The 12,097-nt window shown below is 45.0% G+C and carries 12 protein-coding genes; 8 read left to right on the forward strand and 4 right to left on the reverse strand.

The window, feature by feature from the left end:
* Window positions 1–66 precede the first annotated feature (66 nt).
* The 7 genes from LZG72_RS21380 to LZG72_RS21410 all read left to right on the forward strand — a co-directional run bounded on the left by LZG72_RS21380 (window position 67) and on the right by LZG72_RS21410 (window position 6,620).
* The gene (locus tag LZG72_RS21380) at window positions 67–531 is read left to right on the forward strand and encodes a nucleoside triphosphate pyrophosphohydrolase family protein (RefSeq protein ID WP_233876940.1); all 465 of its coding nucleotides are present in this window, start codon (window positions 67–69) and stop codon (window positions 529–531) included.
* Window positions 532–537: 6 nt separating this feature from the next.
* Entirely contained in the window at window positions 538–1,773 is a 1,236-nt protein-coding gene (pepT, locus tag LZG72_RS21385; RefSeq protein WP_233876942.1) for a peptidase T, read from the forward strand.
* Window positions 1,774–1,836: 63 nt separating this feature from the next.
* Entirely contained in the window at window positions 1,837–2,472 is a 636-nt protein-coding gene (locus LZG72_RS21390) for a viroplasmin family protein (protein ID WP_233876944.1), read from the forward strand.
* 5 nt (window positions 2,473–2,477) lie between these two features.
* Window positions 2,478–3,200 (forward strand): tRNA1(Val) (adenine(37)-N6)-methyltransferase, encoded by a 723-nt coding sequence (locus LZG72_RS21395; RefSeq protein ID WP_233876946.1) that lies wholly within the window; start codon window positions 2,478–2,480, stop codon window positions 3,198–3,200.
* A 48-nt stretch (window positions 3,201–3,248) separates the two neighbouring features.
* Window positions 3,249–4,220, forward strand: coding sequence for a glycosyltransferase family 2 protein (locus LZG72_RS21400; protein WP_233876948.1), 972 nt, complete (start codon window positions 3,249–3,251; stop codon window positions 4,218–4,220).
* A gap of 58 nt (window positions 4,221–4,278) precedes the next feature.
* The gene (locus LZG72_RS21405; protein WP_255701091.1) at window positions 4,279–4,890 is read left to right on the forward strand and encodes an inorganic pyrophosphatase; all 612 of its coding nucleotides are present in this window, start codon (window positions 4,279–4,281) and stop codon (window positions 4,888–4,890) included.
* Between the two features lie 134 nt (window positions 4,891–5,024).
* Window positions 5,025–6,620, forward strand: a complete 1,596-nt coding sequence (locus tag LZG72_RS21410) for a peptide chain release factor 3 (RefSeq protein WP_233876950.1) — start codon at window positions 5,025–5,027, stop codon at window positions 6,618–6,620.
* Window positions 6,621–6,697: 77 nt separating this feature from the next.
* Here the strand turns inward: LZG72_RS21410 and LZG72_RS21415 are convergent, their stop codons facing one another.
* The 4 genes from LZG72_RS21415 to LZG72_RS21430 form a co-directional block, all read right to left on the reverse strand.
* Window positions 6,698–7,057 (reverse strand): DUF4890 domain-containing protein, encoded by a 360-nt coding sequence (locus LZG72_RS21415; RefSeq protein WP_233876952.1) that lies wholly within the window; start codon window positions 7,055–7,057, stop codon window positions 6,698–6,700.
* A gap of 67 nt (window positions 7,058–7,124) precedes the next feature.
* Window positions 7,125–7,868 carry a DUF3307 domain-containing protein gene (locus LZG72_RS21420; protein ID WP_233876954.1) on the reverse strand — a complete coding sequence of 248 codons (744 nt, stop codon included), beginning with the start codon at window positions 7,866–7,868 and terminating at the stop codon, window positions 7,125–7,127.
* Between the two features lie 5 nt (window positions 7,869–7,873).
* Window positions 7,874–8,515: a SatD family protein gene (locus LZG72_RS21425; protein WP_233876956.1), complete on the reverse strand. Its 642-nt coding sequence runs from the start codon at window positions 8,513–8,515 to the stop codon at window positions 7,874–7,876.
* 80 nt (window positions 8,516–8,595) lie between these two features.
* Window positions 8,596–8,883, reverse strand: coding sequence for a hypothetical protein (locus LZG72_RS21430; protein ID WP_233876957.1), 288 nt, complete (start codon window positions 8,881–8,883; stop codon window positions 8,596–8,598).
* A 176-nt stretch (window positions 8,884–9,059) separates the two neighbouring features.
* Between LZG72_RS21430 and LZG72_RS21435 the strand changes: the two genes are divergently transcribed.
* The gene (locus LZG72_RS21435; protein WP_233876959.1) at window positions 9,060–12,089 is read left to right on the forward strand and encodes an amidohydrolase family protein; all 3,030 of its coding nucleotides are present in this window, start codon (window positions 9,060–9,062) and stop codon (window positions 12,087–12,089) included.
* Window positions 12,090–12,097 lie beyond the last annotated feature (8 nt).

Below are 12,097 nucleotides of genomic sequence, written 5' to 3' on the forward strand. Positions count from 1 at the left end.
TATTGAAGGATCATTAACAGTACATTTCACTTCTTACATCTCACATCTCACAATTAACCAACTAAAATGCAGCAACTGGACAGCCTCAATCAGGTAGCAGAGTTTCACAAGACATTCAAGCACCCTATTCTTGATAAACCCACCATTCCATCCGAGGAAAGAAGCCGGCTTCGTGTCGCATTGTTGGCGGAAGAACTGAAAGAACTGGAAGTGGCCATTCTCGAAAAAGACATTGTAGAGGTTGCTGACGCACTTTGCGACCTGCAATATGTATTGTCAGGCGCAGTTCTAGAATTTGGTCTGGGTGATAAATTCAGAGAATTGTTTGATGAAGTCCAGCGGTCCAATATGTCAAAAGCCTGCCTTAACGTGGAGGAAGCCGAGGCAACGGTAGCGCATTATCAGGCAAAAGGTACGGATTGTTATTTCAAAGAAGACAATGGTAAGTATCTGGTGTACCGGACAGCAGATGATAAAACATTGAAAAATATCAATTATTCTCCTGCCGATCTTGCATCCATTATCAGCTAGAAAACCATGACTTCTGTTTTAGATCGTTTTATCAGCTACGTCCGGATAGACACGCAATCGGACCCGAACTCGACCAGTTTCCCGAGTACTTCCAAACAGCGGATTCTCAGTAATCAGCTGGCTGTTGAATTGCAGGAACTGGGCATATCCGACGCACATGTGGATGAGCATGGATACGTGTATGCGACGATTCCTTCCAATTCGACAAAATCGAATGTGCCGGTGATCTGTTTCTGCTCACATGTAGATACTTCTCCGGATGTAACGGGCGCAAATGTGGTTCCAATTGTACACCGCAACTGGGACGGTTCCGACATTGTTTTGCCGGATGATCCTACGCAGGTTTTGCGGATCGGAGAGCTGCACGATCTCGATCAACAGATTGGAAATGATATCGTTACCGCGAGCGGAACGACCTTATTAGGTGCCGATAATAAAGCTGGCGTTGCGGAAATCATGGCTACGGCGGAATATTTAATGCAAAATCCGGATATCAAACACGGAGACATTAAAATACTCTTTACACCCGATGAAGAAGTAGGCCGCGGAACGGAGCAGGTTGATCTGGTAAAATTGGGAGCTGATTTTGGCTATACCGTTGACGGTGAGGCGATCGGGACATTGGAAGATGAAACATTTTCAGCAGATGGCGTTAAAATCACGATTTACGGGGTCAGTACCCATCCGGGTTATGGATTGGGAAAATTGGAGAACGCTTTAAAAATAGGCGCGGATATTCTGGCATGTCTGCCCAAAGAAACACTTTCTCCGGAAACAACCGAAGGCAAGGAAGGCTTCATTCATCCTGTTCAGATGGAAGGAATTCAGGAAAAAGTGGTTTTAAGCTTCATTATCCGGGATTTTACGACCGCGGGATTGCTTGAAAAAGAAACTTTCCTGAAAAGAATTACCGATGAGGTCTTGTCCGGATATCCGCAGTCTACGGCTGAATTTGTGATTCAGGAGCAATACCGCAACATGAAGGAGGTTCTGGACCAACATCCGCAAGTGATCGAAAATGCACTTACCGCCATGGAACGCGTGGGATTGAAGCCGATACAAAGAAGTATCCGGGGTGGTACCGATGGATCGCGACTATCATTTATGGGTTTACCCTGCCCGAACATTTTCGCCGGCGAACATGCATTTCATTCAAAACTGGAATGGGTCTCTGTCCAGGATATGGAAAAGGCGGTCGAAGTAATCGTAAGTCTGTGCCAGGTTTGGGAAGAGAAAGCCTAGTTACGAGCATTCATTCATCATTTATTCATCGCACCGGCGACCCGGTCATTCAATTAATATAAATTGGCCAAAAAGACAAAATACTACGTCGTGTGGCAAGGCAGGAAAACGGGCATTTTTACAGACTGGAAAGAATGTGAGGCGCAGATTAAAGGCTTTGAAGATGCACGCTACAAGTCATTTGAATCCATTGAAGAGGCAGAAAAAGCGATTCAAAGGGATTATTGGGAATTTGTTTCAAAAAAGGAGAACAAACCGGCGATTCTGAAAGAGATACCGGCTAACATCGGCAAGCCAATAAAAAGCAGCATTGCCGTCGATGCAGCCTGGAACACGGCTTCCGGGGACATGGAATATCAAGGCGTGTATTATGCAACCGGCGAGCGGATTTTTCTGCAAGGCCCATTTAAAGACGCGACTAATAATATCGGTGAGTTTCTGGCGATTGTGCACGCATTGGCCTATCTTCAAAAAAAGGAAAGCGATCTGCCGATTTACAGCGATTCGCGCACGGCGATCAGTTGGATCAAGAAGAAACACGCAAATACGAAACTGGCACTTACACCCAGAAATAAGCCTGTTTTTGAAATGCTGCAGCGTGCCGAACGGTGGCTGGCGGCTAATAAATTTCCTAATCAGATCCTGAAATGGGAGACCGAGTACTGGGGTGAAAATCCCGCCGACTTTGGAAGAAAGTAAACCCTATGGCCAGAAACTCATCATTTAAATTCAAACAATTCACGATTCAGCAGGATCAGTGTGCGATGAAAGTGTGCACCGACGCCTGTGTGCTGGGTGCCTGGGCGGATGTAAAAGATGCGGACCGCATTTTGGACATTGGGACAGGTACCGGATTGCTGGCGTTAATGGTGGCGCAAAGAAATACATACGCCCGGATCGACGCAGTGGAGATCGATGCGGAGGCATTTTATCAGGCTGGCGAGAATGTGGAAAAAAGCCCGTTTCATGACCGGATCGTACTTTATCATTCGGCGATCCAGGAGTTTGAATCAACATATCAGTATGATGTGATCATTACAAATCCACCTTTTTTTCAATCCGATCTTCTTTCGCCTATCAACAAAAAGAACATTGCCCATCACGCAAAATCCCTGGATTTTGATGAATTAATACACTCGATTGACCGGTTATTAAAGCCGGATGGCAGGTTTAATGTGTTATTTCCGGTAGATGAAGGAAAACGATTTCGCCAGAAAGCCGAAAAAGCAGGTTGGGTAGTATCTCAAAAATTGACGTTGTACCATCACGACGGCAAGAGACCTTTCAGGGAGTTAATGACATTCTGCCGTCCGGAAGCTGCTCACCATGAGGAAGTTGGTAAAGTCCTTCACATTTATCACAATGGAGAAACCGAGTACAATCCTGCATTCAGGGAGCTACTGAGGGATTTTTATTTAAAGTTTTAACCGGGAAAAACGCGAACTTTACTGTATTCGCATTGCTAAGCATTCTTTATGACCCAGTCAGCCGTTCAAATCTCAGTTGTTGTTCCACTTTATAATGAAGATGAGTCATTGCCGGAACTCAGTGAGTGGATAGCACAAGTGATGCGGGACAACAATTTTACCTACGAAATCCTTTTTATCGATGACGGAAGCCGGGACAATTCGTGGCAGGTGATCGAGACGCTTTCATTGACAAACCCACACATCCGGGGATTTCGTTTCGTCAGGAACTATGGAAAAACGGCTGCGTTGCAAACAGGCTTTCAGGCGGCCCGGGGTGATGTGATTATTACAATGGACGCCGATCTGCAGGATAGTCCGGACGAAATACCTGAGCTTTATCAGATGATCACCGCAGAAAAATACGATCTGGTTTCAGGTTGGAAAAAAAAGCGGTACGATCCGATCACCAAAACAATCCCGACCAAAATATACAATGCGGCCACCCGCGGGATCTCGGGCGTGGTTTTGCATGACTTCAACTGCGGGTTGAAAGCGTACCGGAAAGACGTCGTCAAAAACATCACGATTTACGGAGAAATGCACCGGTATATCCCGGTTATTGCGAAATGGAACGGCTTTTTGCGCATTGGTGAGAAGGTAGTCCAGCACAGGGCAAGAAAGTACGGTCACACCAAGTTCGGCCTTGAACGCTTCATTTTTGGCTTTTTGGATTTGCTTTCGATTGCCTTTGTGAATAAGTTTGGGCGTCGGCCAATGCATTTATTCGGCAGTCTGGGAACGCTTATGTTTTTTCTGGGAAGCGTTATAGCTTTTTGGTTGCTGGGTAAAAAGATCTATAATATTTATCATTTGCAGCCCTACCGGAACGTTACCGAGAACCCATTATTCTTTTTAGCATTAGTCGCGATAATGGTCGGTTCGCAGCTTTTTCTAGCTGGTTTTTTAGGTGAATTGTTTGTCAAACAATCGGTTTCGAAATCCGGGGATTATACCATTTCAGACCGTGTCGGCATGTAAACAGTACCTGCTCTATAATTGACGATATTTTAATTTAAGTTATTACTATTACTACATAATGATCGCTAACGTACACAAAGCACATCCCTGGCATGGAATTCCAATGGGCGAAAACGCGCCTGAATTAGTAAATGCATTTATCGAAATTGTTCCTACTGATACAGTTAAATACGAAATTGATAAAACCACCGGTTATCTGATGATCGACCGGCCCCAAAAATATTCCAACATTGTTCCCGCACTTTACGGCTTCATTCCAAAGACTTACTGCGCGGAAAAAATTGCATTACTGGCGCGCGAGCGTTCTGGCAGGGATGTAACGGAAGGCGATGGTGACCCGCTGGATATTCTGGTACTTTGCGAGAAAATCATTTCTCACGGAGATATTCTTTGCACGGCCCGTCCAATCGGCGGCATTCGTCTGATCGACGGGGGAGAGGCGGATGATAAGATCATCGCGGTTTTAAAAGGCGATGAAGTATATGGTGGCTTTTCAGATCTGAGCGAGCTTCCGGAAGGCATCGTAGAGCGTTTGAAACACTATTTCCTAACGTATAAAAATTTGCCGGGAGAGAAGGCTCACATTGAAATTACCAATGTATATGGCCGTGAAGAGGCGCACGAGGTGATTATGACTTCTGTGGAAGATTACAAACATTCATTTTACTGAGAGTTTGATTTCGGGAATTTAATCGCTGATCTTAAATCAATTTAGAGCCGTTACGGGTAGTAGCGGCTTTTCTTTATTCTTATCTTTGTGCAAATTTTTGAATTCGCCGGGCAACTGGTGTTATAAAATCCAGGATGAGTAATTTACAAGAAATAAAAAAGCGCCGCACGTTTGCGATCATCAGCCACCCGGATGCAGGGAAAACGACGCTGACTGAAAAATTGCTGCTTTTTGGAGGAGCAATCCAGACTGCCGGAGCGGTAAAATCGAATAAAATCAAGAAAACAGCGACTTCCGATTTCATGGAAATCGAGAAGCAGAGAGGTATTTCGGTGGCTACTTCGGTAATGACTTTCGAATACCGTGATCTGCTGATCAACATTCTAGATACACCCGGTCACAAGGATTTCGCGGAAGATACGTACAGAACTTTAACGGCAGTGGATAGTGTCATACTGGTCGTAGATTGCGTAAAAGGTGTCGAGGAACAGACGGAAAGGCTCATGGAAGTGTGCCGGATGCGGAATACGCCCGTGATTATTTTTATCAATAAGCTGGATAGGGAGGGGCAAAATCCATTTGAATTGCTGGATGAGCTGGAAAGTAAATTGAATATCCGCGTTCGCCCGCTCACGTGGCCGATCAATATGGGAGCTAATTTTAAAGGTGTATACAGTTTGTACGAACAAATGCTGTATTTCTTTAAAATCAACAAAACCAAAATTGAAAATGACGTTGCCAAAGTGAACCTGGAAGATGAAAAACTGACGGAATTGCTTGGTAATAGAGACGCTGATCAATTGACGGAAGATGTGGAACTCGTTGAAGGTGTTTACGACGCATTTTCAAATGAAGCTTATCAAAAAGGACAATTAGCGCCTGTGTTTTTCGGAAGTGCGATCAACAATTTTGGTATTAAAGAGCTTTTGGATACATTTTGTGAAATTTCTCCCATTCCTCAGCCAAGGCCGACCGATGTGAGAGAAGTTGAGCCGACCGAGCCAAAATTTACCGGATTCGTATTCAAGATCCATGCGAACCTGGACCCACGTCACCGCGACCGGATTGCATTTTTAAGGATTTGCTCGGGTAAATTTGAACGTGGAAAATTTTATAAACACGTCAGATTGGGTAAGGAAGTCCGTTTTTCGAGTCCGTTTACATTCATGGCCTCGGATAAAAGTGTGATGGACGAAGGTTTCCCCGGGGACGTGGTTGGTCTTTATGACACAGGAAGTTTCAAGATAGGTGATACGTTGACAGAGGGTGAGAACCTGCAATTCTCCGGAATTCCAAGCTTTTCTCCGGAGATCTTTAAGGAACTGATCAATATGGACCCGATGAAATCCAAGCAATTGGAGAAAGGGATTCAACAACTTACAGATGAGGGAGTTGCACAGCTATTTACGTTGGATTTAGGTAACAGAAAGATTGTCGGTACGGTTGGAGAACTTCAATTTGATGTAATTCAATACCGTCTGGAACACGAATATGGAGCGAAATGCCGGTGGGTACCTATGAGCGTTTCGCGTGCTTGCTGGCTCACTGCGGATGAGAAACCGGCAATGGACCAGTTTGTCCGCTTGAAAGGTAACCAGATTGCTTATGATAAAGACCGTAACCCGGTTTTCTTAGCCGAGTCAGAGTGGATGATCCGGATGAACCGGGAAAATAATCCGGCGATTCATTTTCATTTCACATCTGAATTTAAAACGGAAATGGCGATTTAAGAAATTCGGATATCAACAAAAAGGGCCGGCACTGAAAAATGCCGGCCCTTTTTGTTGATAGGTTTGGGATTTTACATTTAGTTTCCCGAGCCTCTTTCTCCGCGATTGTTGCGACGATCTTCCAGCATGGTTTTATATTTTTCCTGCTGTTCTACAGTGAGGATCTTGGTAAGTTCAGTATTGAACGTTTCCATTGAAGCCCTCATTTGAGCGCGGTCCATATTTTGTGCATCGCGCATTTCCTTCATTTTCTGAGCGCGGGCCAGGCTGAGTGTGTAAACCTGCTTTTGCTGATCGTCTGAAAGGTTCAGATTTTCTTTCAATGTTTTAGTTTGGGCTTCCGCACGTTGTTCCGGAGTCGTATTCGCATCCTGACGCTGAGCAAATGCAGTAATGCTCACAAAAGCCAGGATCAAGGCAAAAAATGTTTTCTTCATGGTTAAAAAGTTTGGATACCAGGGTTAGAGTGAGAAAAGCCTTCCGGGTTTAATGCGTGTGATGATTTTAATAGAACATTTTTACGGCCAGCGCCACGGCGATTGCGCAGGTGTAGCTCATTAATGTTCCCACCAGTACATACTCGGATTTTTTACTGATATATGAAGGTGAAATTTCACCTGCCGGCAACTTGTCATTATATCGTAAAAGTGATTTGGCGGCAATGAGAAAACCAATCGCTGAAAACTGGCTCACGAGCACAAAAACAAAAATCAGTAACCTTTCCGACATCCCGATCCATCTTCCCGCATTGGCCAGGTTATCATTCGCATCAGGCGCCAGTCGGACCAGTTCTTCCCGCCAGGGCTTTGTTAATATTCCTACGAAAAATGAAACAGGTGAAAGTGAAAGCAAAGCACCCGACAGAATCGCCAATGTTTTGGTGGTGTATAGCCACGTTTTAAAGGTTTCCAATCCGATGGGTACATGGTCGGTCAGGATCAATGCAGCGACAATAATGGTGATCAAATGGGCCACCTGATCGGCAATAAACCAGGTTAGTTTACCTTGTTTGTCGAAGCTGATTTTAAGAATATCGATGATCCCGTGTGCTACGCCGATTGCCAGTGCGGGTAGGGGATTGTTCCAGTGCCCAAGCAGGATGTAGGAGAGAACAATGACCAGTAATACGTGAAAATAGAGGTATTTTGATCGGAATGACTTTTCCTTTTTGTCGGTTACCCAGGTGGTAGGTTGCCAGTAGAAGTCTGCCAGGACATGGGCGAGCAGCAGTAATAAAAATTCGGTCATCTTAATCAGCGTTTTGTGTACAGTGCTAAATGCTTGGGAAAGGTAGTGAGAAAATTTTCAACCGCCCACCATTTGGAGGCCGCAATTCGCTGACTCACCGCCGACTGGCTTATCGAAAGGCGCTCCGCGATTTGGGTGATATTGTTATGGTTCAGCAATGCGGCAATTACCTCACTTTGTGCAGTTGTCCAGTTTTCAATCAATGTTTCCAGTAAGTCAAGAGAGGCATTTAATGGCTCGGTAGGTATTGGCAATGCGATGCCAATTCTGGCTTTTTGTTTACGGATATTGTCCGCCAGATGCCCTGATAACCGGAATGCTTCTCCATCGGAAGTACCCGGACGGTCGGTTAATGGGTCTATTTTACCAATGCCAATCGCAACCCGAAGATCAGTATTGATATCATGAGTCCGCATAACGGCTCTTGCCAGGACGGCCACGCGCATTACCTCAGCTGGATTTTTCAAAACTCCCTGAAAGCTGTCTCCGCGATAGATTTCAGGTTTTAAAGCCCAATTAAAGGATTTGTGTTCGCGAAGCAAGGCGATGAGTTCTTCCAGCCAGGCTGCCGTTTCTTCTCTTGAAAATCGTGTTGAGTTTACCATGTCAGCGGTAATAACTGCATGGTTCTTTTTAATTGCTTTCATAAGCTTTTTACCTTATAAACACCAAATATAAGGTTTTTAGCTTATATCGGTCGAATATAAGGTAAAAACCTTATGTACTATTAAAGATCTGACTGGACTAATGTCTTCCATTCTTCTTTTAGTGATCCTTTAAATACTTGTGAACCAGATCGTTTATACCAGTACCCGGCGTTCCAGTCATCCCCTTCTACCCGATGCAGGTATGCATGAAGACGGTCATAAGACGGGGTGCCTTCCCTGCTTTGGGCAATATGATGTGCGGCTTCCCAATTTCCTTTTGCATCATACCAAAGTGCCTCTAGAAGCTCGGGAAGGCCATTAGGTGGTGCAGATAATGTGAGTGATTCTGTAAATTCTTCGAATGTCATATCGGCTAATGGTTGAATTAAGATACATTAAAATGAGGTCACAAGATGCAAAAAAATCAATCGAACATAAAAATTCAGCGGGGTAATTGTAACTTCTGACGATTCTTTTGAGCTCACGCCTACTTCCTGATTTTCATTGTATATTGTAAGAGTGAACTGTAAATAAAACAACAAATATGTTCAAACAATTATCAACCTTACTGGCAGGGCTGACAGTTGGTATATGCTGCTACGGGCAGGAAACGTTCCCGAAAAACGGTGCTTATGACGAGCGCCCGGGACGATACGCATTTATCAACGCCACCATTGTTGTCGATTCAAAAACGTCTATACCAAGCGGTTCCATGCTGATCGAAAATGGAATTATCCGGGAAGTCGGTAAGCAAGTCAAGGTGCCGGCGGGAACCGTAGTCGTGGACTTAAAGGGTAAATTTATATATCCCTCATTGATCGACCTGGATTCGGATTACGGAATGCCGGAAGTAAGGCGCGACAGGCCTGCGGGAGGCAGACAAACTCCTCAGCTCGAATCAAATAAAAAGGGAGCATATGGCTGGAACCAGGCCATTCAGCCCGAAAATGATGCCAGTTTGTTGTTTACACCTGATGCGAAAAAGGCGGGAGATCTTCGCAAAATCGGTTTCGGGACTGTTCTGGTTCATGCACACGACGGGATCGTGAGAGGGAATGGAGCATTGGTTACATTGACAGACGAGCCGGCAAATAAGGCTTTATTGAACCGGAAGGCATCGGCGCATTTTTCATTTAGTAAGGGAACTTCCACTCAGACGTATCCTTCGTCAACGATGGGAGTAGTGGCGCTTTTAAGGCAAAATTATTATGATGCCGACTGGTACTCGAAAGCTGGCAAAGGCAAGGAAGCAAACTTGTCACTCGATGCGTTTAACCAGATCAAAACATTACCGTCGTTTTTTGAAACCGGTGATAAATACAGCATTCTTCGTGCAGATAAAGTAGGCGATGAGTTTGGTATTCAGTATATTATCAAAGGTGGAGGTGATGAATATCAACGGATTAAAGAAGTGAAAGCAACCAAGGCAACCCTCATTTTGCCGCTGCAGTTTCCGGATGCTTATGACGTAACAGATCCGTGGGATGCAGACGTGGTGAGTATGGCGCAATTAAAACACTGGGAACTTGCCCCGAAAAACACTTCTGAAGTTGCGAAAGCAGAGATTCCATTCGCATTAACTACATCGGGGTTAAAGAATAAGGCGGATTTTTGGAAAAACTTAAAAACAGCCATTGAATATGGTCTGCCAAAAGAAAAAGCACTCGAAGCCCTGACCACCTTACCTGCTAGCCTGATCAAAGCAGAAAACCAGGTTGGAAGCCTTAAAGCAGGATTGCTAGCCAATTTTATCATCACGTCCGGTGATTTGTTTGGCAAGGATAATGTGATTTATGAGAACTGGATCCAGGGCAAAAAATTCATTTTGTCTCCGCTCAATGCACCGGATGTTCGGGGTACTTATTCGCTTTCACTGAACAATCAGCCCGGCGGCCAACTGCAAATCACGGGTTCTTCCGAAAAACCCGATTACAAAGTTGTGATCCAGGATTCCATTAAGATTACGCCCAAAGGGATTTTGTCCAATGAATTGCTGACCCTTACCTATCAGCCTGATAAGAAAGTGGCGGGCTCGATTCGCCTCACTGGCTGGATGACTGGAACCGGACTTTCCGGCGAAGGTGTGTTGCCCGATGGGACAGTGATTCCATGGTCGGCGACTTTGTCTCAAAAATATCAGCAAGCTGCCGTAAAGGATTCCACGGTTGCAAAACCAAAGGAAACCGGTCCGGTAGTCTATCCATTTGTTGGTTTCGGTAATGAAGAGTTGCCAAAACAGGAAACAGTTTTAATTAAGAATGCGACCATTTGGACAAATGAAAAGGAAGGGGTCCTTCAAAATGCTGACGTAATTGTTCAGAATGGGAAGATATCAAAAATAGGAAAATCACTGTCGGCGCCTTCGGGAGCGAAAACGATTGACGGAACAGGTAAACACCTGACCAGCGGTATCATCGATGAGCACTCGCATATTGCGCTTTTCACCATTAATGAAGGTGGGCAAACGAGTTCGGCGGAAGTTCGGATGAGCGATGTGATTAATCCGGATGACATTAATATCTATCGCCAGCTCGCGGGGGGCGTCACGGCTTCTCATTTACTGCACGGTTCGGCCAACTCTATTGGAGGCCAGAGTGCGATGATCAAGTTAAAATGGGGCGCCAGCCAGTCAGAAATGCTGTTACCTGATGTCAGAACAATCAAGTTTGCATTGGGGGAAAATGTGAAACAGTCCAACTGGGGCGATGTGGCGCGCGTTCGTTTTCCTCAAACCAGAATGGGTGTCGAGCAAGTATATTTCGACCATTTTCTCCGTGCGAAGGAATATGCAAAGAGTTGGAAAATATACAATGCTAATTCCAAAAAGCAGGCTGGAAATATGCCCAGGAGAGATATAGAACTGGATGCCCTGGCTGAAATACTGGCAAATGAACGGTTTATTACATGTCACTCCTATGTGCAGTCGGAGATCAATATGCTCATGCATGTAGCGGATTCTCTGAACTTTAAGATCAATACATTTACCCACATTCTGGAAGGCTACAAACTGGCAGACGGTATGGCGAAACGCGGAATAGGCGGATCGACTTTCGCGGACTGGTGGGCTTATAAAATGGAAGTAAAAGAGGCAATTCCATACAATGCGGCATTGATGTACCACGAAGGAGTAACGGTTGCGATCAACTCGGATGATGCCGAAATGGCGAGACGCCTGAACCAGGAAGCGGCGAAAACAGTCGAATATGGCGGAGTGCCGGAAGAAGAAGCCTGGAAAATGGTTACGCTTAATCCTGCAAAATTACTCCACGTCGACGATCGAATGGGTAGTGTGAAAGCTGGTAAAGATGCCGATCTGGTTCTCTGGAATGCACACCCGTTATCCATTTACGCCCGGCCCGAGTTTACCATGATCGAGGGTACTGTTTATTTTGACCGAAAAAAGGATGAAGAAAAGCAAAAGTTACTGGCTTCTGAGCGTGAGAGGCTGATCCAGAAAATGTTGGGGGATAAAGCAGAAGGAAAGCCTACTCAAAAACCTCAGGCGACGCAGCCTAAAATGTGGCATTGCGAAGACATCGTGGGTGTATATACCGAGCACGAGGGATCGAAATAACACAAACT

The sequence above is a fragment of the Dyadobacter sp. CY323 genome (assembly GCF_021390245.1).
In the GTDB taxonomy this organism is placed as follows: domain Bacteria; phylum Bacteroidota; class Bacteroidia; order Cytophagales; family Spirosomataceae; genus Dyadobacter.

Excerpts from the sequence above, each read along its gene's own strand:
- LZG72_RS21380 (WP_233876940.1), top strand. The coding sequence starts at position 67 with ATGCAGCAACTGGACAGCCTCAATCAGGTAGCAGAGTTTCACAAGACA.
- pepT (WP_233876942.1), top strand. The coding sequence starts at position 538 with ATGACTTCTGTTTTAGATCGTTTTATCAGCTACGTCCGGATAGACACG.
- LZG72_RS21395 (WP_233876946.1), top strand. The coding sequence starts at position 2,478 with ATGGCCAGAAACTCATCATTTAAATTCAAACAATTCACGATTCAGCAG.
- LZG72_RS21400 (WP_233876948.1), top strand. The coding sequence starts at position 3,249 with ATGACCCAGTCAGCCGTTCAAATCTCAGTTGTTGTTCCACTTTATAAT.
- LZG72_RS21405 (WP_255701091.1), top strand. The coding sequence starts at position 4,279 with ATGATCGCTAACGTACACAAAGCACATCCCTGGCATGGAATTCCAATG.
- LZG72_RS21410 (WP_233876950.1), top strand. The coding sequence starts at position 5,025 with ATGAGTAATTTACAAGAAATAAAAAAGCGCCGCACGTTTGCGATCATC.
- LZG72_RS21415 (WP_233876952.1), bottom strand. The coding sequence starts at position 7,057 with ATGAAGAAAACATTTTTTGCCTTGATCCTGGCTTTTGTGAGCATTACT.
- LZG72_RS21420 (WP_233876954.1), bottom strand. The coding sequence starts at position 7,868 with ATGACCGAATTTTTATTACTGCTGCTCGCCCATGTCCTGGCAGACTTC.
- LZG72_RS21425 (WP_233876956.1), bottom strand. The coding sequence starts at position 8,515 with ATGAAAGCAATTAAAAAGAACCATGCAGTTATTACCGCTGACATGGTA.
- LZG72_RS21430 (WP_233876957.1), bottom strand. The coding sequence starts at position 8,883 with ATGACATTCGAAGAATTTACAGAATCACTCACATTATCTGCACCACCT.
- LZG72_RS21435 (WP_233876959.1), top strand. The coding sequence starts at position 9,060 with ATGTTCAAACAATTATCAACCTTACTGGCAGGGCTGACAGTTGGTATA.